Raw genomic sequence first — 21,647 nt, forward strand, 5'->3', positions numbered from 1 at the left:
TTGAAGAACTGTAGCGTGAACACCGGCAGGTTCGGCTGGACTTGCTGAGCAGCACTAGTCGCTGAACAGCGCTGGTTCCTGAACAGCAGGGCCCGTCGAACAGGCACACTAAGCAGCATTACTCGTTCAAAGAGGAGCAGTCCATGACCGGAATTATCGTTGTCGGCGTCGACGGCAGTGAAACTGCCCTGCGGGCCGCGCAGACCGCGCGCGACCTCGCAGTTTCCATGGGGGCGACACTTCATGTGGTCAGCGCCTTTGACAGCGACAGGACCCAGGTCTTCGGCAGCGGCAGTGACGAGTGGATCGTTTCCGACGCCGGCAACGCGGAGAAGGTGGCACGGACGGTGGCGGACGGCCTGCGCCGCCCCGACACCAACGTCACCCATGCCGCGGCCCGGGGCAAGCCCGCCGAGGCCCTGATCCGGGAAGCCGAGCGGACCGGTGCCCGGATGATCGTGGTCGGCAACCGTCGCATGAGCGGGATCGGCCGGGTCCTGGGGAGCGTTGCGAACAGCGTGGCCCACAACGCCCCCTGCGACGTCTACATCGCCAAGACCGACGCCGACTAGGGCATTACTGCTTCTCTGACACGGCAGCCGGCTCTGCAGCCGGCTCTGTCGGCTTGAGTATCCGGCGCAGGATTTTTCCTGAGGCCGACTTTGGCACGGCCTCGATGAATTCCACCCGGCGGATCTTCTTGAACGGCGCCACCTTGGCCGCCACGAAGTCCATGACGCCCGCCGCGTCGAGGGCATCGCCGTCTGCGCCGGGCTGGCGGACCACGAAAGCCTTGGGCACTTCCTGGCCGTCGGCGTCGAGGGTTCCGATCACCGCGGAGTCCGCGATGCCGGGGTGCGTGAGGAGCAGTGCCTCCAGCTCCGCCGGGGCGATCTGGTAGCCGTTGTACTTGATCAGTTCCTTGAGCCGGTCCACGATCGTCACAACCCCATCCGCCCGTACTGTGGCGATGTCTCCGGTGTGCAGGAAGCCGTCCGCGTCCAGGGTGTCGGCGGTTTCCTGCGGCCGGTTGAGATAGCCGAGCATCACGTTCGGCCCGCGGCACAAAAGGTGCCCCGGCGCGCTGGTTCCTTCCGCGGGAACGGGGATGTCCTCTCCCGTGGCCGGGTCCACGAGCCGGCACTGCATGTTGGGCACGGTGTGGCCCACAGAGCTAACGGGGACATCGCGGCTGTCACGCGGGATGAGGTGCGATACCGGGCTCATCTCGGTCATGCCGTAGCCCTGCAGGACCCGGCAGCCGAGCCGTTCGGACAGGCGGGTGCCGAGCTCACCGTCCAGCGGCGCCGCGCCGGAGAGGGTGGTGTGCACCGAGCCGAGGTCGTACTCGGCAACCAGCGGGTGCTTGGCCAGCGCCACCGCCACGGGAGGTGCGATGAACAGGTAGCTGCACCGGTGCTCCTGGATGATCCGCAGGAACTCGGGCAGATCGAACCGGGGCATCGTGACAAGCCTGGCACGCTGGCGCAGGGCGAGGTTCAGCAGCACGGTCAGCCCGTAGATGTGGAAAAACGGGAGCAGCGCCAGGAGCCGGTCCTCAGAGCCGACGCCGAGCAGCCCCCTGGCCTGTTCCACGTTGGCGATCAGATTCCGGTGGCTGAGCATGACGCCCTTCGGCCGGCCCGTGGTGCCGGACGAGTAGGGCAGCACGGCCACATGCGTGGCCGGATCGAAGTCGACGCGGGGCGCCGGTGCGCCCATGGCGAGCAAGTCACCCAGCGAGGGGTGGCCGTCGGCGCCGTCGAGCACCACCAGCCGTGAGGCCGGGATCCCGGTCCGTTGGGCGGCCTCCCGGGCGGCCGGCAGCAGCGCCGAGACGGTGAAGAGCCAGCCGGCGCCGGCGTCGGTGAGCTGGTTGGCGATCTCGTCCGCCGTGTACAGCGAGTTGATGGTGGTGACCGTGGCGCCGGCCCGGAGCAGGCCGTGGAAGACGGCCGCAAAGGCGGGGACGTTGGGGCACAGGATGGCTGCCACTCCGTTGACCCCGAGGCCCTGGGCGGCCACGGCACCGGCGAGGGCATCGATCTGCCCACGCAGTGCCCGGTACGTCGTTCCCGCACCGCTGGCGCCGTCGACGACGGCGACCCGGTCCAGGTCCTCCTCTGCCAGAGCGCCGAAGAGGTAGTCGTAAATGCCGAGGTTGGGAACTTCGACGTCGGGGTACGGGCTTGAAAACACGCAACATCTCCTTTGATCCGCGTCCGCCCGGGCTGTCGGCGGCTGGTGTCACTCTAATGCCGGGGTGTAGCTCCCGGACAGGACGGCACGGCCTTGACTGTGAATCGAAACTTGATCAGGATCACCCCCTCCCGTGGGCAGCCTCACCGCCCGTAGGGCCGTCCGGAACAGGGCCGCCCGATAAAATGGGAAGTGCCCTGCGATGGTGCGGACATCCAAGAACCCATCTACCCAAGGGAACCCCCATGATCGCTCTTCAGCGCCGCCAGCTGGTTGGCCACGACATCCTCCTGGCCCGGCACGGCAACCACATCAGCGCCATGCGCGTGGACCGCAGCGCCGGCCGCGTTGTCGCGTTCCTGGACGACGGATCAACGGACAGCGCCCCCAACGTGATTGCCCCGGGCCTGCGCATGCCCGACACCCTGCGCAGCGTGCTCCGGGAAGACTGGAAGTTCCTCACCGCGATCAGCGCGTGCGGCGCGGGGCTCGGGAGCCTGATGCTTGCCGCCTCGGCCGCCGTCGCAGGCATGAGTGGCGATCCCGCCATGGTTCAGATACTGACCGCGTACTCGGGATACTGAGCCGCCCGGCCGCGGCGCGGGTCCAACGCTCCGTCCCAGTTGCCGGCCGCGGGACATGGCGGCGGCCGGGGAAACCGCGGTATCCCGCGGGCGCACGGCTGCGGGAGCCGATGTAACTGGGAAGGAACGTGGCGGGCGGCGGTCCGCGGGCAGCGTCAATCCAGCAGCAGGGCCGGCTCCTCCAGGATGGCGGCGACGTCGGCCATGAAACGGGCCGAAAGGTCACCGTCCACCACCCGGTGGTCGAAGGAGCCGCCGAGAGTGGTGATCCAGCGCGGAATGACTTCGCCGTCCAGGACCCAGGGCTTTTGCTTGATGGTGCCGAACGCCACGATCGCGACCTCGCCCGGGTTGATGATCGGCGTGCCGGTGTCGATCCCGAGGGCGCCAATGTTGGTCACGGTGAGCGTGCCGCCCCGCATCTGGGCGGGCTGGGTCTTGCCGGCGCGCGCCGTGGTGGCGAGCTCGTTCAGGGCCAGAGCCAACTGCTTGAGCGAAAGGTCCTGGGCGTTCTTGATGTTCGGCACCATCAGTCCGCGGGGCGTGGCGGCCGCGATGCCCAGGTTCATGAAGTGCTTGACGTGGATCTCCGCGGAATCGCTGCCGTCCGGGTTGTCCACCCAGGTGGCGTTGACACTCGGGTTTCGCGCTGCCGCCCAAATGACCGCCTTGGCCAGGATCAGCAGCGGGGAGACCTTGATGCCTTCGAAGTCGCGGGAGGCCTTCAGGCGCTTGACGAATTCCATGGTGCGGCTGGCGTCGACGTCCACAAAGATGCTGACGTGCGGCGCCGCAAAAGCCGATTCGACCATGGCTTTCGCGGTGGCCTTGCGGACCCCCTTGACCGGGATCCGCTCGATCCGCTGGTCCTGCGGGCGGCCGGACTTGCCCCAGAACGAGTCCGCCTTGTCCACCTCGGCGTCACGCTGGGCCTGGTAGCTCACCAGGTCCTCACGGGTCACTTCACCGCGGGCGCCAGTGGGGACGACGTCAGCCAAGTTGATCCCGAGGTCCCGGGCGATCTTGCGGACCGGCGGCTTGGCCAGCACCTTGCCGACCAGGCCGCTGATGGCACCGCCCAGCGTGGGGCGCAGGTCAACGGAGTCCGCCGGGCCGGAGGCCTCTGCAGCCGGGTTGCCGACGGCGACCGGGCTGATCCAGATGTCGTGGGCCCCCACGGGCTCCACAGGCTCGACCATCGGGGCGGCAGCGCCGGGGCCGGCCGTGGCCGCCGGGGCGGATATCCGCCGGCGGCGCTTGACGGCGTCGGCCTTGGGACCGGAGCCCACAAGCGGGCCACCGGCGGGGCGCCCGGCGGCTTCGCCGGCGTCGGAGGTGTCAGCCGGCAGCGTGCCGTACATGGGCGCCGCGGCGGCCTGCTCCGGGGCGGGAGCGGCCGCGGCAGCAGGTGCCGGCGCGGCCGGTTCCGGGGCGGCGACGGCGTCGCTCACACTGATGATCGGCGTGCCGACATCCACCGTGACTCCCTCGGGAACCAGCAGTTCCGTGACCGTCCCGGCGAACGGCGAGGGCAGTTCCACCAGGGATTTGGCCGTCTCGATCTCGCACAGGACGTCGTTGATGGCCACGGCGTCGCCGGGCTTGACCTTCCAGGCGACGATTTCGGCCTCGGTCAGCCCTTCGCCGACGTCGGGAAGGTTGAACTTGTTGAGCGTCATGGGTCCTCGTCAGTACGCCAGGGCGCGGTCCAGCGCCTCAAGGATGCGGTCGATGTCCGGCAGGTAGTCTTCTTCGACCTTGGCCACGGGATAGGGCATGTGGAATCCTCCGACGCGGATGACGGGGGCCTCCAGCGAATGGAATGCCCGTTCGCTGATCCGGGCGGCAATTTCGCCACCAATGCCGCCGAAGGTGGGGGCCTCGTGGGCCACGATCAGCCGGCCGGTCTTCTGGACCGATGCCGTGACGGTGTCGAAGTCGATCGGCGAGATGGAGCGGAGGTCGATGACCTCGACGCTGTGGCCGTCCTCGGCGGCGGCCTCCGCCGCTGCCAGGGCCACAGGCACCAGCGGCCCGTAAACGACGACGGTCGCGTCGGTTCCCTCGCGGAGCACATGGGCCTTGAAGGGGTCCGCGGACGCGCCGGGGGTCTCGGTGTCGACCTCGCCCTTGAGCCAGTAGCGGCGTTTGGGTTCGAAAACGATGACGGGATCCTGGCAGTCGACGGCCTGCTGGATCATCCAGTAGGCATCGTGCGGATTGGACGGCGTGATGATGCGCAGGCCGGCCGTGTGGGCGAACAGCGCCTCCGGCGATTCGGAGTGGTGCTCGATCGAGCCGATGCCGCCGCCGTACGGGATCCGGATGACGACAGGAACGGTCAGGTTGCCGTTGCTGCGCGAGTGCATTTTGGCCAGCTGGGTGGTGATCTGGTTGAACCCCGGGAAGACGAAGCCGTCGAACTGGATCTCGCAGACAGGCTGGTAACCGCGCAGGGAGAGGCCGATCGCGGTGCCGATAATGCCGGATTCGGCCAGCGGGGTATCCACGACGCGGTCGGCGCCGAACTCGGTGATCAGACCGTCGGTGACCCGGTAGACGCCGCCGAGGGCCCCGATGTCCTCGCCCATCAGCAGCGAGCGGGGGTTGTTCTTCAACGTGGCCCGCAGGCCCTCGTTGATGGCTTTGGCAATGGTCATGGTGGTCATTACTGGGCCGCCCTGTCTGTCCGCTCCGCCTGTGCCGGATCTGCTTTTGCCTGTCCGGTTTCGGCGTCGGCGAACCCTGCGCTGTATTCCTCGAACCAGGCCAGTTCCTCGGCCACCAGCGGATGGGCCTCCACATACGTATTGGCGAAGGCAGTCCGGATGTCCGGGGTTTCGAGGTCGTAGGTGGTCTTGCGGACGTAGGCTGCGAGCTCGTCGCCGTCGGCCTTGACCTGGTTGAAGAAGGCGTCGTCCGCGAGGCCCTCGGCGCGGAGATACTTCTCCAGCCGTTCCAGGGGGTCCTTGGCCCGCCACAGGCTTTCCTCGGCGGATTCGCGGTACTTGGTGGGGTCATCGGCCGTGGTGTGCGCCCCGACCCGGTAGGTAAAGGCCTCGATCAGGACCGGACCGTTGCCTTCGCGGGCCTGCTCCAGCGCCCACTCGGTGACGGCGTGGACGGCGATCACGTCATTGCCGTCCACCCGGATGCCGGGGAAACCGTAGCCCTTGGCGCGGTTGGCGAGCGGGATGCGGGTCTGCACGGAGCTCGGCACCGAGATGGCCCAGTGGTTGTTCTGGCAGAAGAAGACCACGGGCGCCTGGTAGGAGGAGGCGAACACCATGGATTCATGGACGTCGCCTTCGGAGCTGGCGCCGTCGCCGAAGTACACCATGACGGCGGCCTTCGGCTCCACGGCCTGTCCTGCCTCCCCGCCGGCCACGGCGTTGGCGGCTGCCAGCTTCTGGTCCCGCTGGATGCCCATGGCGTAACCGACGGCGTGCGGGGTCTGGGCGGCAAGGACCAGCGTGTAGAGGTGGAAGTTCGTGTCCTTCGGGTTCCAGCCGCCGTTGGAGACGCCGCGGAACTGACGCAAGAGCTCGGCCAGGTCCACGTTCCGTGTCAGGGCCACGCCGTGCTCGCGGTAGGTCGGGAAGATGTAGTCCTGCGGCTGGCTGGCCCGGCCGGAGCCGATCTGGGCGGCTTCCTGTCCCGTCAGCGGAACCCACAGGGCCAGCTGGCCCTGCCGCTGCAGGGCAGTGGCTTCCACGTCGAAGCGGCGGATCTTGGCCATGTCCGCGTAGAACCCGCGCAGCATGGCCGGATCCAGCTTCTCGGCGTACTTTGAGAAAACCGGATCCGAGCCCAAGGTGCCGTCAGGGGCCAGCAACTGCACCATCGGTTCGGCCGGGGCGCCCAATTGGGCTTCCGCCTCCGCCTCGAGCTGGTCATCCATCTCGGTTCCGTCGAACTCGGTAGAGGGCAGATGTGTGGCGCCCATACCGTCTCCTTGCTTGCCGCATCCGAATGCGCCGCAATCGCTGGGATATATGCCGGACTGGGAATACATTCCGTATCCGGCATATATTTTGGCTTACTGGTCCTTACTTTATCCGCACAGGGCGGACCGATCGTGCCGTGTTAAGCGCTAGGAACGCTGTGGCGGCTTTGTATAGATCGCACAGAGCTCCAGGAACCGGGTGTTGGCTTCCGTTTCGCCGATGCTGACCCGGACGCCCTCGTTGCCGAAGGCGCGCACGGACAATGCCCGCTCGGCAGCCAGGGCGGCGAACTCCGCACTGTCTGCGCCTAAATTGAGCCAGACAAAGTTGCCTTGGGCCTCCGGAACGAACCATCCGAGCTCCCGGAGTCCGGCCGTGACCCGGTCCCGCTCGTCCACCAGGCTTTGTACCCTTTCTACAACATCAGCGAAATGCTCGATCGACATGACGGCAGCCGTCTCCGCGATTTGGGACACCGCGAATGGTGTCGCGGCTACCCGCAGGTGCTGCGTCAGGTCGGGCCGGGAGACGCTGTAGCCCACGCGGAGTCCGGCGAGGCCGTGCGCCTTTGAGAACGTCCGGAGGACGACGACGTTGGGGTACTTCCGGTACATGGCGATGCCGTCCACGGCGTCGCCGGCGCGGACGAATTCCTGGTAGGCCTCGTCGATGACCACCACGACGTCGGCCGGAACGGCGTTGATGAAGCGCTCCGTTTCCTCCGTGGTCAGGATGGGTCCGGTCGGGTTGTTGGGCGTGCACAGCAGGATCATCCGGGTCCGGGCGGTCACTGCGGCGGCCATGGCGTCCAGGTCATGGCGCCCCTCGGCCGTCAGCGGGATCCGGACGCTCTCGGCGCCCGCCAGCCCAACACAGATCGGGTAGGCCTCGAACGAGCGCCAGGCGTAAATGACTTCGTCGGCCTTGCCGTCGTCGTTCTGGCCGGCGAACGTGGCCAGCAGCTGGTTGAGGGCGCCCAGGCTGCCGGCGCCCGTGACGATGTCCTCGGCGGGAACGTCCAGGAAGCGGGCGAGCGATTCGCGTAGCTTGCTGCTGAGCGGATCGGGGTAGCGGTTGAAGTCGGTCTGCGCCGCGATGGCCTGCTGCACTGCAGGGATCGGGGGCAGGGGGTTTTCGTTGGAGGACAGCTTGTAACTGACCAGGCCTTCCACGGGGACGGGCGGTTTGCCGGCCGCGTAGCGGGGAAGGAGGTCTACCACCGGACGGGGCCTGATGCCCCCGGCCGGGTTCTCTGATGAAGTCATGCCAACTAGCCTACTTCGGGTCGCTAGTGCTGTTGGGGGATGGCCGCCGCAACAAAGGGGAAGATGGTCCCTGCCGCCGTCGCTGGGCGTATGACAGCATGGGGCCATGCGCTCATTCATCGTACGAGTCATCATCAACGGGCTGGCCTTGGCGATCGCCTGCTGGATCCTCACCGGGCTGGATATTTCCACCCAGAGCGACGGCACCATCAGCCTCATCCTGGGCTACCTGTTCATCGGCCTGATCTTCGGCTTGGTCAATGCCTTCGTCAAGCCAATCGTCAGCATCCTGTCGCTGCCGATCACCATCCTGACCCTGGGCCTGTTCACGGTGGTCATCAACGCGGCGATGCTCTACCTGACGTCCTGGATCAGCAGCTACACCACCGTGCACTTCACCATCGACTCGTTCTTCTGGACGGCCGTGTTCGCCGCCATCATCATCAGCGCGGTGTCCCTCGTGGCCAGCTTCCTTCCCGCCCTCGACCGCTAGAGGCTCCCGGGCCCTGCCGCGGTCCAGAACCCGCGGGCGGCCCGGGGGCCGCGGATGTTCCCCGCGGTGCCGGCATTCCTTGTGATGCCGGCCGGGCCTCGCGCCGGAGCGCGAACCGGGTCACCGTCGCCGCCCCGCCGGTTCCCACCACTGCGGCCAGCGCAGCCGTCGAGTCCTGCAGGGTGTTGTCCCGGCTTGCCGAGACGAGCGCTGCCCCGTCCGCGTAATTCTCCAGCCGGTGCCCGGGACCCAGGCCGAAGTCCTGCAGCGGCGGCACGGCTAGCGGGTTGGTGAGGGTCACGGTCACCCGGTTCCGGGTGTCCGGGTTGGCCAGTCCGTCCGCTCCCGGCACCCAATCCTGTTCGTGTTCCAGGTGCAGGCTGCGGATCCCCGGCCCCGGGCTGATCCCGCCCACCGGCGAGCCCGCCGTCAGCACGAATTTGAGATCGTACTCGTCCAGGACCGCCCGGTCTTTGCTGAGGTTCATGGCATGGATCCCGCCCTGGCTGTAGCCGACAGCCACAAGCTGGTCGCCGGCCTCGGCTCCGGCCTGCTGCAAGGCCTGCCGGATGGCGGCTGCCGTCCATGCCGAGTCGTAGCCCAGGGCCTCGGCGATTCCGGCGGGGTCAAAGGGGTTGGTGCCTTCCGGCTGGCCGCCCTGCTGGGTCCCGGGGATGATGACCACCCACGCGGGCCGGGCCCGGGTCGCGCCGTCAACCTCGATGACCTCGATCCGGCCACCCTCCTCCCCCACCGCCCCGGCGCGGCGCAACAGCCCGGCCGGTGAGAGGTCGACGTCGGCCGAAAACGTCTCGCGGCCCACAATCCTGACGGGCCGGGGCTTGAGGAACGTGAGCCCGGGCGCGTCCGAGGCGTCCCGGACCAGGCGGCGGATGTCAGTGGGCCCGCTCAGGGCTCCGGCGACGGCGGCCAGGGGCCCGGGCAGGCCGAGCAGCACAGCGAGATTCCGGGGCGCCATGGCGATCCAGTCTTCAACGATGCCGCGCACCTCTGGCAGGGCGAAGGGCGCCGGCGCGGCACCGAATTCGGAGCCGTACTCAGAGCCGTACTCAGAGCCGTGAAGCCCCATCCGCAGCAGCAAGGCGTTCCGGGCCTCGGCGTATTCGTACTCGCGGTGGCTGGCGCGGACGTCGTCGCCGATGCGCTGGAGTTCTGACCGGACGCGGCCGACATCCCGGCCTGCTTCCCCCACGGCGATGATGGCGTTGCTGCCGCTGGTGTACGAGTCGGATTGATAGGGGAAAAGCGCGCGCCGGGCGGCCTCGGCCTCCACTTCCACCGACTGCAACTGCCGGACCAGCCCGTCCAGTGCCGCAGCACCGGCCAGCAGTTCCTCAAACTGGAAGCTCACCCCGCCGACTCCGCCCCGGATCCGCAGGCTGCCGTCAGCCGGCGGCGCCGAAACCCCTGGCGTGCCGCCGGAACCTGCCGGGGTCACCTCGGCCATCAGCGGCCCATCCGGTCCGTTGGCTGCGCCACGTTCCGGGCGTGCCGGAGCACCACGGCAACAGCATCGAGGAGGGAGTCCCGGCTTCGGCGCAGCGCCGCCGCGTGCAAGGACAGGGCCAGCCGGTAGGCGCGGCCGGCCGGCGACTGCCACGTCTGCAGCTCAAGGCGGCCCAGTGCGGCCAGAACCGCGTCCGCCTCATCGGCGCACCGCGAAACGCGCGCGGCCAGCTGCTGGATTTCATAACTGCGTGACGCGCACTGGAGGGCATCGGCGGCCGTCACGCCAAAAACAGCCACGCTGCCTCCCGGTCCGTGTGACATCCAACTGCCGTGCGTCGTCCCGCTATTCATGAACCGACGCTAGCTTGCGGCCAGGACCGGCTGAAGAGCGCCGGCCGGCTATGTGGACAACGCCCCGGACAGCAATCCCGTACGGGCCGGCAAAGTCACACGGACCGGTGCGCTTAAGGCCCGGCGGCACTTCGTGAAAGAATCGGCACATGCCTGAAACTGCCGCCACAGCTGATACCCGCACGCCGTCCGGACGCCTGGCCCTCGCCGCGTCCGACCACCAGATCGCGCTCGGCCCGCTGGATGGCCGCTACCAGTCCGCCGTCGCGCCGCTGGTGGACTACCTTTCCGAGGCGGCCCTGAACCGCGACCGGGTGGCTGTGGAGGTCGAGTGGCTGATCCACCTGACTGGCAACAGCGTCCTGCCCGGGGCCGGCCCGCTCACGGCGGAACAGCAGCAGCAGTTGCGCGCGATCGTCACGGAGTTCGACGCCGGCTCGGTCACGGAACTGGCCGAGATCGAGGCCGTGACGGTGCACGACGTCAAGGCCGTCGAGTACTACATCGGCCGCCGCCTGCCGGGCATCGGGATCGATCACCTGACCGCCATGGTGCACTTCGGCTGCACCTCCGAAGACATCAACAACCTCTCCTACGCCCTGGGCGTCAAGGGCGCCGTGGAGGACGTGTGGCTGCCCGCTGCCCGCGCCCTGGTTGCCCAGATCAGCGCAATGGCCGAGGACAACCGCGCCGTGCCGATGCTCTCCCGCACCCACGGCCAGCCCGCCACGCCGACCACGCTGGGCAAGGAACTGGCCGTCATGGCGCACCGGCTTGGCCGGCAGCTGGACCGGATTGCCCGGACCGAATACCTCGGCAAGATCAACGGCGCCACCGGCACCTACGCCGCCCACGTTGCCTCCGTCCCGGGCGCCGACTGGGAGCACGTCGCCAAGAGCTTCGTCGAAGGCCTCGGCCTGGCCTGGAACCCGCTGACCACCCAGATCGAAAGCCACGACTGGCAGGCCGAACTCTATGCCGACGTCGCGCGTTTCAACCGCATCCTGCACAACGTCTGCACCGACATCTGGAGCTACATCTCGATCGGCTACTTCGTGCAGATTCCGGTGGCAGGCGCCACCGGTTCCTCGACGATGCCGCACAAGGTGAACCCGATCCGGTTCGAAAACGCCGAGGCAAACCTCGAGATCTCCTCGGGCCTGCTGGACGTGCTGGGCTCCACCCTGGTCACCTCCCGCTGGCAGCGCGACCTCACCGATTCCTCCTCGCAGCGCAACATAGGCGTGGCGTTCGGCCACTCGCTGCTCGCCATCTCCAACGTCGCCAAGGGCCTGGACCGGCTCAAGGTGGCCGAGGACGCGCTGGCCGCTGATCTGGACACCAACTGGGAAGTCCTCGGCGAGGCGATCCAGATGGTCATGCGCGCCGAGGCCATCGCCGGCGTCGAAGGCATGGAGAACCCGTACGAGCGGCTCAAGGACCTGACCCGCGGGCAACGCGTGGACGCTGCCCGGATGCAGGAATTCGTCCAGGGCCTCGGCCTGTCCCCCGACGCCGAAGCCCGGCTGCTGGCCCTGACTCCGGGCAAGTACACCGGCATCGCGGACCAGTTGGTGGACCACCTCAAATGAGGCTCCTGCTCATCCGCCACGGCCAGACGCCCGGGAACGTCCTCGGCCAGCTGGACACCGCGCACCCCGGACCCGGGCTGACCGAACTCGGGGAGCGGCAGGCTGAGGCCTTGTCCCGCGCCCTGGCGAACGAGCGGATCCATGCCCTCTACGCTTCCACCCTGGTCCGGACGCAGATCACGGCGGCGCCCCTCGCCCGGTTGCACGGGCTGGAAACCGAGGTCCTGCAGGGCATTCACGAGATCGAAGCCGGGGCGCTGGAGAAGCTGACGGACCGCGAATCGATCAAGCGGTACATGGCCACCATTTTTTCCTGGGCGGACGGCGATCTGGACCGCAGGATGCCTGCCGGTCCCAGCGGCCGGGACTTCTTTGAACGCTACGACGCCGCGATCGCCGCAGTAGCGGAACGGGCCAACGACGCGGGCGGCCCAGGATCCGTGGCCGTGGTCAGCCACGGCGCAGCCATCCGGGTGTGGGCCGGCTTGCGCGCGGCCAACATCAACCCGGACTTTGCCATCAAGCACGAGCTGGACAACACCGGAATCGTGGCGCTGGACGGCGATCCCGACGCCGGCTGGGAGCTCATCCACTGGGACGACAGCCCCGTGGGCGGCCTGGCCCTGGCGGACCCGACGGCGGAGGATCCCACCGGCCGTCCGGCGTAGCGCAACGCTTACCGGCAGGAAACACGGCCGAAACCGCTGGCGCCTAGCCTTGGATTGCATAACACTTCGGCGAATCGAGGCAGTGATGCAGACCAACCCGCGGCTCAACATCCGTCAGGTCACTTGGGCAAACCCCGTCGGCGCGGACCTGAGGGCCGCCCAGCAGGCGGAACTCGAAGCGCGCTTTGGCCGGCCCGACCACGAACCCGGACCGCCGCCGTCGGAAGCGGACACAGCGGTGTTCCTGGTGGCGCACGACAAAGCCTCGGGCCAGCCGGTGGGCTGCGGCGGTCTTCGCATGCTGGACGCCCAGACCGCCGAAATCAAGCGCCTCTACGTGCTGCCCTACACCCGCGGCTCCGGGGTGGCTAGCTCCATCCTCGCGGCGCTCGAAGCCCACGCCCACGCGCTGGGGGTCACCACCCTGACGGCGGAGGCCGGCTCGGTGCAGACCGACGGACGGCAGTTCTACGAGAACTCGGGCTTTGTGTCCGTGCCGAACTTCGGGCCGTATGTCGGCGTGGTGCACTCCTACTGCTACGCGAAGCCGATCGATTCGCACAGCGCCGCGCACACCGCCATGGCGTAGGTCCCGGCGGCAGCGAAACGGGCGCCGGAGGCCGGGCGCCGGGGGAACGCTGCGTCACACAGCGCCGGCTGCCGCGGACTCGGCTAACCTCGCACTATGGAATCGGCCGACATCACTTTCCGCACCCGCAAATGGGTGCGTCCCGAGGACCTCAACGCCAACGGCACCTTGTTCGGCGGGAGCCTGCTGAAGTGGATCGACGAGGAGGCGGCCATTTACGCCATCCTCCAGCTGGGCAACGGCCGGGCCGTCACCAAGTACATCTCCGAAATCAACTTCGTCAGCTCAGCCGTCCAGGGCGACCTGATCGAAATGGGCCTGACCGCGACCCGGTTCGGCCGGACGTCGCTGACCATGCGCGCTGAAGTCAGGAACATGATCACGCGCCGGAGCATCCTCACCATTGACGAGATTGTCTTCGTGAACCTCAGCGCGTCCGGGAAGCCCGAGCCGCATGGCTACACCGAAATCACCTATGACCGGGACCGGATTCCGACGCACCACCTGACCGAGACCCTGGACCAGGACTAGGCCCAGGACGGGGAAACGGACCAGGAGCCAAAACCAGGAGCTAGCCGGAGTCCGGACCGGAGAGGTAGCGGCATCCGATGATGCCGGCCAGCGCGTCCCTTGCAGGCTGGCCACGTTCGGCCAGGGCCAGCCGCATCACGGCCGACGACGCCGCCCGCAGCGCCTGCGTGCGCAGGTGGCGCGCCCGGTTATAGGCCGTCAGGGCCTCGTCTACGGGCCGGGTATTGAGAAACTCCGCAAGGGTCACGGCATCGACCAGCGCTTCACAGGCCCCTCGGCCAAGATTCGGCGTCATCGCGTGGGCGGCATCGCCGATGAGGGCCACCCTGCGGCGGACGTAGCTGCCAAGCGGCGGCGTCGTCCAGACCCGCTGCACCAGGGATGTCTGCGGTACTGCCGCGGCCAGGACCTCGAGGATCCCCGGGGCGTAGCCTGCGTAGCGGGCGCGTGTTTCCTCCAGGACGGCGGCCGCATCCAGGCTCCCGGCTCCTGCGCCGGAGCGGAACGCCGCGTACCAGTTGGTCCCGGCCGCCGCGGGACCAATCCCGAAGAGCTGCCCCCGGCCCCAATATTCGCCCGTGTGCCCGCGCCACAGCCGTCCCGGAACCACGCCGCGGACCGCGAGATATGGTGTGGGCTGCGCCCCGGAGCGGGCGCCCCAGCAGCTGCGGCGGACCGAGCTGTGGACGCCGTCGGCGCCCACCACAAGGCCGGCGGGACCCGGCCGGACGACGTCGATGCGGCCGGATGCCCGGCCCACACTGACCGGGACGGCGGCGTCGAGCAGCCGGATGAGGTCAATGCGGGAAACGCCGATCAGTCCAGTCGCCTGTGCCGCTGTCCACGGCCTGCCGGAAGCCGCGCGGACGCTCACGCCCTCGATCACCGGGCTCGCTTCCCGGACCGCGTCCAGGATTCCTAGGCGGCCAAGGGCCCGCTGGGCCGCGGGCCACACTGCAAGTGATGTTCCGACGGCCGGGAGTCCGTCGCGCTGTTCGTTGACTGTGACGTCGAACCGTGCGGGGTCGAGGCTTGCTGCCAGGGCCAGTCCGGCGATGCCGCCGCCGATGATGGAAACCGTCTGCCGGCCGGGAACAGGCGGCGCCGGTTCGGTCACGCCCAGAAATCGTCTGCCTTGGCCGTGTCCTCGAAGAACTCCCGCCCTTCCACGATCTTTCCGTCGCGGACCACAAACGTGATGACGGTGGCCATGTTCAGGGTCTTGCCGTTGCCCTGGGCCTGCGTCTGCTGAATGCCCACGGTGTACTTTTCACCGCCGACGACGTCCTCGAGGTTGGCTTGGAAGGAACCCTGGGATCGGGCGCCGAGCTCGCCGAAGTAGCTCATGATCGCGTCCCGGCCCTGTTTGACTCCGGACAGCACGCCGCTGCCGGCAACGTACCAGACTGCGTCCTCCGCGAACATGTCGCTGAGGGTCGCTATATCCCCTGCGTTGAAGGCCGTGTATCCACGCCGGACCAGTTCAACATTCTCTGCGGTTCCCATGGTCGGACACCTCTCCGTCATCCTTGTCGGTCCTGCTTGTCGGGTCATGCTGGGACGGTTCAAGGGTAGTCCTGACCCCGGTGCCTGTCGACGGAAAATGCGCGCCCCGGCGAGGGGTCCTAGCTGGCTCCGGCCCAGCCCGTGTAGGCCTCCGCCAGGTAGGCGCGGCCGGGGCGGGAGGACACCACGGAATGAAGTTCGCCAAGCTGGCGGGCGCGGGAGAAGTCGTCGGCGTCAGCGGGGGTGTGCAGCATGGAGGTCATCCAGTAAGAGAACTGCTGGGCCTTCCATACCCGGTCCAGGGCTCGCCCGCTGTAGGCGTCAAGGAGCGCGGTGGAGCCGGTGGCGTAGAAGCTGTCGAAGCCCTCAAACAGGACCTTGACGTCGTTTAGCGCCAGGTTCAATCCCTTGGCCCCGGTGGGCGGCACGGTGTGCGCGGCGTCTCCGGCGAGGAACAGGTTGCCGTGCCGCATGGGGGCGTGGACAAAGCTGCGGAATTTCAGGACCGTCTTGTCGATCACCGGCCCTTCCTTGACCTCGAAGCCGTTGCCGTTCACCCGGCTGCGGAAGGCGTCCCAGATGCGATCCTCATCCCAGTTGTTGACGTCCTCGCTGGGATCGCACTGGAAGTACATCCGCTGGACCGTTTCAGTGCGCTGGCTGATCAGGGCGAAGCCGTTCTCCGAGTTGGCGTAGATCAGCTCGTCGGAACTGCGGGGGGCCTCGGCCAGGATGCCGAACCACGCGAAGGGGTATTCGTGGAAGTACCACTTGCGCTGCGCCTCGGGAATCTGGTGGCGGCAGAGGCTGCGCGAACCGTCCGCGCCGGCGATGAAGTCGGCCTGGAGTTCGTACGCGGCGCCGTCCGCATCCGTAAACCAGACCTTGGGCTTGGCTTCGAGGCCATGGATGGTGGTGTCCGTGACGCCGTACCGGACATCCCCGCCGTCGGCCTTTCGGCGCGCGGAGAGGTCCAGGAACACGTCCGTCTGCGGGTAGAGCCACACCGATTCCCCGACGAGGTCCTGGAAGTCGATCCGGTGGCTTTCGCCGTTGAAGCGCAGCTCGATCCCGTCATGGCGGTCGCCGTCGCGCAGCACGCGGTCGGAGACACCACTGTCGACGAGCATGTTGACCGAGCCATGCTCCAGGATGCCAGCGCGGACCGTCGCGGAAATCTCCTGGTGGCTGCGGAGTTCGAGGACGGTGGATTCGATGCCGGCCTTGGCCAGCAAATGGGACAGCATGAGCCCGGCCGGGCCGGCACCCATGATGGCTACCTGCGTGTTAATGACTTTTCGCTGTGCCATGTGCGTCTCGCTTCGCTGCGGGGTCCGGGGACCGGGGGCCGTTGTCGTCTTCCGGCTTACAGTGTGCTCCCGAAGGCGTGATGCGCGTTACAATGATTCCGCTGAATGGAATGATGTGCTCTGCCGGGTCTCACCAAGCCGCCGCCCGATCCCGCGGGCTGCGGTCTGGAGGGCGGGAACGAGCGCCTGGAGGCGCACTTCGCGAAGGGGAACGACGACGCCGAGGGCCGCGACGGCGCGCTTCTTGCGGTCCAGCACGGGCACGGCGATCCCCCATGTGTCAGGGTCTACGACACCGGCGAGTTGCGCGTAGCCCTGGTGGGCGGCCTCGCCGAGGAGGGCGCGGAGGTCTTCGGGGACCAGCCGTCCGGTCGGATCGCTGAATCCTTCGAGGTACTCAGCCTGGACGGTTCGGGGCTGGTTGGCCATGAGCACCAGTCCGGCGGACGACACGTGCACGGGCATCCGGCCGGCCACCTGCGCGCGGTTGGCGACGGAGCCGCGGCGGGACAGCCGCTCCACAAAGAGCGCTTCCCGGCCGTCCAGCACGGCGAGGTTCACGTTTTGGTGGAGCACCTGCTGAATGTCCTCCATGAACGGCAGGGCGGCCTGGCGGAGTTCAAGCGTGGGGGAACTGCGGTTGGCGAGCTCCCAGAGCCGCAGGCCCAGGCTGACGGAGCCGCCGGAGCCGACCTCAAGCAGGCCGTGCCCGGCCAGCTGCCGGACCAGCCTGTGCGCTGTGGTCAGCGGGAGCTCCGCCCGGGCGGCCAGCTCCGAGAGCTGCAGGACGGCGGCACCCTCCGGAAAGGCGGCAATCAGCCGCAGGATCCGGTCCACCACCGAGTCTCCGGAGTTCGAATTGGCCACGCTCTTCCTTCCATTGAATGGGTTTTAGTGTCCCACGCAACACCCTCGAGTGATAGAACTCTCACAATAGGAAGGGTCCCGCCAACACCGGCCGGCCGCCCGGAATCACGTAAATTCTAGCGCTGAGGTAACAATGTCAATGTCGTCATTGGGAAACAAATCACGGTGGCCCGTGTGGCTCTGCTGGCTGGCCATGGTGCTGGACGGCTTTGACCTGGTGGTGCTCGGCACGGTCATTCCCACCCTCATCAAGTCGCAGGAACTTGGCTTCGACGCAGTCGGGGCGACGTTCGCGGCGACCATCTCCCTGGTGGGCGTGGGGCTCGGGGCGCTCTTCATCGCCCCGCTCTCGGACCGCCTCGGCCGGCGGAACCTGCTGGTGGCCTGCGTGAGCTGGTTCTCCATCTTTACGATCGCCGTCGTCTTCGCACCGAGCGTGGCCTGGTTCAGCACATTCCGGCTGCTCGCCGGCCTCGGCCTGGGCGCCTGCCTGCCCGCCGCGCTGGCCTACATGAACGACTACGCACCTGCCGGAACAGCCGGAAAGTCCACCACCCGGACCATGACCGGTTACCACGTGGGCGCCGTCGCCACGGCGTTCCTGGCCCTCATGGTGATTCCCAGCTGGCGGACCATGTTCGTGGTGGGCGGCCTGGCCGGCCTTGCCCTGGTCCCCTTCCTGTGGTTCAAGCTTCCGGAAACCCTCCCGCCGGTCATCCACATCCCCGCGGCCGTGAAGTCCCCGGCCGCAACGCCTGCCGGAAAACCGGTCCGCGCGGAAACGGCGCCGGCCACACTCCCGGCTCCGGCAGCGGAAGAACGCGCCAGCTTCCGGGACCTGGGCCGGAAGCCCTACCCGCTGATCGCAGCCGGCGTGGCCGTGGCGTCCTTCATGGGGCTGCTTCTGGTCTACGGCCTGAACACCTGGCTGCCGCAGCTCATGGCCTCGGCCGGCTACAGCCTGAACGCCGGCCTCGCCCTGCTCCTGGTCCTGAACGTGGGCGCCGTCGTGGGTCTCCTGATCGCCGGGGTCCTGGCGGACCGGCACGGCACCAAGAGGATCGTCCTGCTCTGGTTCGGTCTCTCCGCCGTGTTCCTCGCCGCACTCAGCATCCAGATCCAGAACGAAGTGGTGCTCTACGCCGCCGTCTTCGTCACCGGGGTGTTCGTCTTCAGCTCCCAGGTCCTGGTTTACGCCTGGGTCAGCCAGCTCTTCCCGGTCCGGCTCCGCGGGACCGCCCTGGGCTTCGCCGCCGGCGTGGGTCGGCTGGGAGCCATTTTGGGCCCAGCCGTCACGGGCGCCCTGGTCGCCGCCGGGATTGCCTACCCGTGGGGCTTCTACGTTTTCGCCGCCGCCGCAGTCCTGGCGGTCCTCGCCCTCGCCTTCGTCCCGCAGACCGTCGTGGCAGCCTCCCGCACCGGCGCCAGCGTGGGGCACTCCTAAGAGAAGCGCCCGGGGGTCCTCGCCCCGTGGCGGCCCTGCAGCCGGCGCCACGCCCCGGGCGCCAGCACGACGGCGATGCCGACGGCGGCACCGATGATCGTCTCCACGATTCTGTCGCGGAGCAAAAGGCCGGGCGGCACGGGTGCCACGAGGAGTGTGGACGTCAGGGCCAGCGGCGTGACGAAAACCTGCGCCAGCAGGTACTGCCGCGCGATGAACATCTCGGCGCCGAACTGGCATGCGGCGATCACCAGCACGGTCTGCCAGGGCGTCGGCTGCAGGAGCAGGATTCCGGCGAGCAGCACCAGTCCCAGGGCGGTGCCCGCGATGCGTTGCAGGCCACGACCGACACGGTGCCGGGTGGTGTGGCCCACGAGCGGTACGACGGCGGCCACCATCGCCCAGTAATTGTGGCCAATGCCCAGCCATTCCCCGGCCAGGGTCCCCAATGTTCCCGCCACGCCTGCCGCCACGAGGTAGCCCCAGCTTTCGTGCCACGCGATGCGCTTCTCCTCCGGCGTGAGGCCCGCCGGACTCGGATTCACCCACGGGGTCCGGCGATTCCGGGCCACCCGCGAGGACTGGCCGAGCAGCAGGGAGAACGCGACTGTGAGCACCGCGACGAGCATGCACTGCCATAGCGGCGGCTGGTTGGGGATCGACGCGATGGCCGCGAACGCAAAGATATGGAACAGCGAACCCGCGGGGCGCAGGCGCCACCACGCGACAACCAGGGAGCAGGCCCACGCGATCACCGTGGTGGCCACCACCAGGACCCAGGTGGTGGCTGCCGCAGAAAGCCCGGCAAGGGCGTCCACGCGCGCCGTGAGGGCGGCCAGGAACATCACCAGGAGCATCAGCCCACCGCCCCGCACCTGGAGGGTCAGCCGCCTGGCGTGTGGCTCATTGCGGCCGTAAATCCCGGTGAACGCTCCGAAGGAAGCGAAGATTGCCAGATCCAGGCGGCCCAGCAGTACCAGGGTGATCAGCGGAACAAAGACCCCCACGGCGCAGCGGAAGGCGACCTGGTGGTCCTTATTGCCCGGGGCGATGGTGAACATCTCGGAGAACAGCTTCACCGCGCCGGCCTCACAGCGTCAGGCTCCCAGCGCCAGCTCCACGGCGGTACGACTTCACGGCGTGCCTTCACGGGCGTGTCTTCACGGGTTGGGGCTCCTTTTCGCAGCGGTCGGAGTGGTACGACGGCGGCGCTGGCATCCACGTCGGAGTCTACGCCGGAACGGTGCAGCATAGGCATCGGAATCCATTGATCGGGATCGGCCGGGCGCCCGCGAAGTGGTAGCGTCTATCGGTTGAAGCAAGCAGCAACGCACACCGGAGGTTCCCCATGCTCAAAGGATTCAAGGATTTCATCCTGCGCGGCAACGTGATCGAACTTTCCATCGCCGTCGTGGTCGGCACCGCGTTCACGGCCCTGGTCAGCGCCTTCACCTCGAACGTCGTCAACCCGATCCTCGCTGCCGCCGGCGGCGTCGAGACCCACGGCTTGGGCTTCTACGTCTGGCCGGGCAACGACAAGACCTTCGTCAACATCGGCGCCGTGGTGACGGCCTTCCTGACCTTCCTCATCACCGCCGCGGTGGTGTATTTCATCTTCGTGGCCCCCATGAACCGGATCAACCGGATGGTCAAGAACCGGCTCAACGCCGCGGAGCCCGAGGAGAAGCCGATCCCTGCCGACACCGCGCTGCTGGCCGAGATCCGCGACCTCCTGGCCACGCTGGCTGGTCCGGCGTCCGACGGCGGCCGCGCCCGCGCCGCGGAGCGCCCGGACGGGAACGCGCCGTCGGCCGTCCCTGCCGGAGTCGCAAGCCGCCACCAGGCGTAAAACCAGCCGCCGTGCCGTCCGAAACTTTCACCCGGCGGCAACCCGGCCGAAACAGCTGGCCGGAATCATGGGAACATGACGCGCACCGCCGCAGGCAAAAACCTTGCCAGAACCCCTGCCAAACCCCAGTCCCCCGCCGCCTCCGAGTTGAGCTGCGAAGTGTGTGGCCAGATGCCCGAACCGACCAAGGCGCGGCTGACCTTGGCCAATGTGGCCGTGATGCTTCCGATTGAATTGCTGGTCCACGCGGCCGTGGTGGGAACCCACCTGCCATACGTTGCTAAGGTCCTGGTTCTGACCATGACCGCGACCATCCTGGTGATCTGGGTGGCCGAACCCTCGGCAGCCCGGATGCTCAGGGGCTGGCTGCATGCTCCGGCCCTCCGCCACCGCAAACGGCTGGTCGCCGCACCTGCCCTGTGGCGGGCGCGGACCGTACTGAGGGACAAGCCCGGGTCGCTGCAGAAACTGACGCAGGCCCTGGCCGGACTGGACACGAACATCCTCAGCATTCATGTTCACCCCGTGGCCGGCGGCGTGCTGGACGAGTTCGTGCTCTCGGCACCGGGTGAGGTGAGCGAAGCCGAGCTGCTCCGGGCGCTGCGGGCGGGCGGCGGAGCGGATCCGCATGTCTGGCCGACCACCGCCCTGGCCATGGCCGACGGGCAAACCGGCGCACTGAGTTTGGCCGCCCGGATCGCCGCCAGTCCGGAGGAGCTGCCGCTGGCCGTCGCGGAACTCCTGCGGGCACGGATCATCCCGGGACCGGCCGCCGGCAACGCCGAAGTGCCACCACGGACGGGCGGGGACGGGACGATCCTGAAAATCCCTACGGCGTGGCACGGGCCCATTGCGTTTTCGCGGCCCGGTGAGCCGTTCACGCCGGCCGAATCCGCCCGCGCGCACCGGCTGGCCGAGCTCGCCGAGATCCTGGCGCACCGGACCGCGGCACGCTAGCCCCGGCCGGGCCGGAAATCGAAGC

At 68.2% G+C, this 21,647-nt stretch carries 22 protein-coding genes; 10 read left to right on the forward strand and 12 right to left on the reverse strand.

Annotated elements, in window-relative coordinates; genetic code table 11:
• The first annotated feature begins 143 nt into the window (after window positions 1-143).
• Window positions 144-572, forward strand: a complete 429-nt coding sequence (locus AC1DEM_RS02705) for a universal stress protein (RefSeq protein ID WP_377984202.1) — start codon at window positions 144-146, stop codon at window positions 570-572.
• Window positions 573-576: 4 nt separating this feature from the next.
• Here the strand turns inward: AC1DEM_RS02705 and AC1DEM_RS02710 are convergent, their stop codons facing one another.
• Window positions 577-2,199: an AMP-binding protein gene (locus tag AC1DEM_RS02710; protein WP_476882996.1), complete on the reverse strand. Its 1,623-nt coding sequence runs from the start codon at window positions 2,197-2,199 to the stop codon at window positions 577-579.
• A gap of 245 nt (window positions 2,200-2,444) precedes the next feature.
• Between AC1DEM_RS02710 and AC1DEM_RS02715 the strand changes: the two genes are divergently transcribed.
• Window positions 2,445-2,783 carry a hypothetical protein gene (locus tag AC1DEM_RS02715; RefSeq protein ID WP_476882997.1) on the forward strand — a complete coding sequence of 113 codons (339 nt, stop codon included), beginning with the start codon at window positions 2,445-2,447 and terminating at the stop codon, window positions 2,781-2,783.
• 155 nt (window positions 2,784-2,938) lie between these two features.
• On the opposite strand, the gene AC1DEM_RS02720 is transcribed toward AC1DEM_RS02715, so the two are convergent.
• The 4 genes from AC1DEM_RS02720 to AC1DEM_RS02735 all read right to left on the reverse strand — a co-directional run bounded on the left by AC1DEM_RS02720 (window position 2,939) and on the right by AC1DEM_RS02735 (window position 7,995).
• Window positions 2,939-4,462 (reverse strand): dihydrolipoamide acetyltransferase family protein, encoded by a 1,524-nt coding sequence (locus AC1DEM_RS02720; protein ID WP_476882998.1) that lies wholly within the window; start codon window positions 4,460-4,462, stop codon window positions 2,939-2,941.
• 9 nt (window positions 4,463-4,471) lie between these two features.
• Window positions 4,472-5,452 carry an alpha-ketoacid dehydrogenase subunit beta gene (locus AC1DEM_RS02725; protein ID WP_476882999.1) on the reverse strand — a complete coding sequence of 327 codons (981 nt, stop codon included), beginning with the start codon at window positions 5,450-5,452 and terminating at the stop codon, window positions 4,472-4,474.
• Entirely contained in the window at window positions 5,452-6,729 is a 1,278-nt protein-coding gene (locus AC1DEM_RS02730) for a thiamine pyrophosphate-dependent dehydrogenase E1 component subunit alpha (RefSeq protein WP_476883000.1), read from the reverse strand. The genes AC1DEM_RS02725 and AC1DEM_RS02730 overlap by 1 nt, the downstream gene beginning before the upstream one ends.
• A gap of 147 nt (window positions 6,730-6,876) precedes the next feature.
• A complete protein-coding gene (locus AC1DEM_RS02735) occupies window positions 6,877-7,995 on the reverse strand; it encodes a histidinol-phosphate transaminase (RefSeq protein WP_476883001.1) in 1,119 nt (372 codons plus the stop codon).
• Between the two features lie 106 nt (window positions 7,996-8,101).
• Here AC1DEM_RS02735 and AC1DEM_RS02740 point away from each other — a divergent pair, with 106 nt between their 5' ends.
• A complete protein-coding gene (locus AC1DEM_RS02740; protein ID WP_377984209.1) occupies window positions 8,102-8,488 on the forward strand; it encodes a phage holin family protein in 387 nt (128 codons plus the stop codon).
• Here the strand turns inward: AC1DEM_RS02740 and AC1DEM_RS02745 are convergent.
• Window positions 8,439-9,956, reverse strand: coding sequence for a hypothetical protein (locus AC1DEM_RS02745; RefSeq protein WP_476883002.1), 1,518 nt, complete (start codon window positions 9,954-9,956; stop codon window positions 8,439-8,441). The two genes, AC1DEM_RS02740 and AC1DEM_RS02745, sit on opposite strands and share 50 nt — an antisense overlap.
• Window positions 9,956-10,255, reverse strand: a complete 300-nt coding sequence (locus tag AC1DEM_RS02750) for a hypothetical protein (protein WP_476883003.1) — start codon at window positions 10,253-10,255, stop codon at window positions 9,956-9,958. The genes AC1DEM_RS02745 and AC1DEM_RS02750 overlap by 1 nt, the downstream gene beginning before the upstream one ends.
• Window positions 10,256-10,458: 203 nt before the next feature.
• On the opposite strand from AC1DEM_RS02750, the gene purB reads away from it, so the two are divergent.
• The 4 genes from purB to AC1DEM_RS02770 all read left to right on the forward strand — a co-directional run bounded on the left by purB (window position 10,459) and on the right by AC1DEM_RS02770 (window position 13,689).
• The gene (gene purB / locus AC1DEM_RS02755) at window positions 10,459-11,901 is read left to right on the forward strand and encodes an adenylosuccinate lyase (RefSeq protein ID WP_476883004.1); all 1,443 of its coding nucleotides are present in this window, start codon (window positions 10,459-10,461) and stop codon (window positions 11,899-11,901) included.
• Complete coding sequence (locus AC1DEM_RS02760) at window positions 11,898-12,569, forward strand: histidine phosphatase family protein (protein ID WP_476883005.1); 672 nt, start codon at window positions 11,898-11,900, stop codon at window positions 12,567-12,569. Before purB ends, AC1DEM_RS02760 begins: the two co-directional genes overlap by 4 nt.
• 85 nt (window positions 12,570-12,654) lie before the next feature.
• On the forward strand, window positions 12,655-13,158 hold the full coding sequence (locus AC1DEM_RS02765; protein ID WP_377984214.1) for a GNAT family N-acetyltransferase: 504 nt from the start codon (window positions 12,655-12,657) through the stop codon (window positions 13,156-13,158).
• A gap of 96 nt (window positions 13,159-13,254) precedes the next feature.
• Window positions 13,255-13,689, forward strand: a complete 435-nt coding sequence (locus tag AC1DEM_RS02770) for an acyl-CoA thioesterase (RefSeq protein ID WP_377984215.1) — start codon at window positions 13,255-13,257, stop codon at window positions 13,687-13,689.
• Between the two features lie 40 nt (window positions 13,690-13,729).
• On the opposite strand, the gene AC1DEM_RS02775 is transcribed toward AC1DEM_RS02770, so the two are convergent.
• The 4 genes from AC1DEM_RS02775 to AC1DEM_RS02790 all read right to left on the reverse strand — a co-directional run bounded on the left by AC1DEM_RS02775 (window position 13,730) and on the right by AC1DEM_RS02790 (window position 17,372).
• Window positions 13,730-14,806, reverse strand: coding sequence for an FAD-dependent monooxygenase (locus tag AC1DEM_RS02775; RefSeq protein WP_476883006.1), 1,077 nt, complete (start codon window positions 14,804-14,806; stop codon window positions 13,730-13,732).
• Window positions 14,803-15,195, reverse strand: coding sequence for a nuclear transport factor 2 family protein (locus tag AC1DEM_RS02780; protein WP_476883007.1), 393 nt, complete (start codon window positions 15,193-15,195; stop codon window positions 14,803-14,805). The genes AC1DEM_RS02775 and AC1DEM_RS02780 overlap by 4 nt, the downstream gene beginning before the upstream one ends.
• A 119-nt stretch (window positions 15,196-15,314) precedes the next feature.
• A complete protein-coding gene (locus tag AC1DEM_RS02785; protein ID WP_476883008.1) occupies window positions 15,315-16,505 on the reverse strand; it encodes a 4-hydroxybenzoate 3-monooxygenase in 1,191 nt (396 codons plus the stop codon).
• Window positions 16,506-16,592: 87 nt separating this feature from the next.
• Window positions 16,593-17,372: an IclR family transcriptional regulator gene (locus tag AC1DEM_RS02790; protein WP_476883009.1), complete on the reverse strand. Its 780-nt coding sequence runs from the start codon at window positions 17,370-17,372 to the stop codon at window positions 16,593-16,595.
• A 139-nt stretch (window positions 17,373-17,511) separates the two neighbouring features.
• On the opposite strand from AC1DEM_RS02790, the gene AC1DEM_RS02795 reads away from it, so the two are divergent.
• A complete protein-coding gene (locus AC1DEM_RS02795) occupies window positions 17,512-18,816 on the forward strand; it encodes an MFS transporter (protein ID WP_476883010.1) in 1,305 nt (434 codons plus the stop codon).
• Here the strand turns inward: AC1DEM_RS02795 and AC1DEM_RS02800 are convergent.
• Window positions 18,813-19,895, reverse strand: coding sequence for an FUSC family protein (locus AC1DEM_RS02800; RefSeq protein WP_476883011.1), 1,083 nt, complete (start codon window positions 19,893-19,895; stop codon window positions 18,813-18,815). The genes AC1DEM_RS02795 and AC1DEM_RS02800 overlap by 4 nt on opposite strands.
• A gap of 269 nt (window positions 19,896-20,164) precedes the next feature.
• On the opposite strand from AC1DEM_RS02800, the gene mscL reads away from it, so the two are divergent.
• Complete coding sequence (mscL, locus tag AC1DEM_RS02805) at window positions 20,165-20,665, forward strand: large conductance mechanosensitive channel protein MscL (protein ID WP_476883012.1); 501 nt, start codon at window positions 20,165-20,167, stop codon at window positions 20,663-20,665.
• A 75-nt stretch (window positions 20,666-20,740) separates the two neighbouring features.
• Window positions 20,741-21,622, forward strand: a complete 882-nt coding sequence (locus AC1DEM_RS02810; RefSeq protein WP_476883013.1) for an amino acid-binding protein — start codon at window positions 20,741-20,743, stop codon at window positions 21,620-21,622.
• Window positions 21,623-21,647: the final 25 nt, after the last annotated feature.

Source organism: Arthrobacter sp. 05T420 (assembly GCF_056396305.1).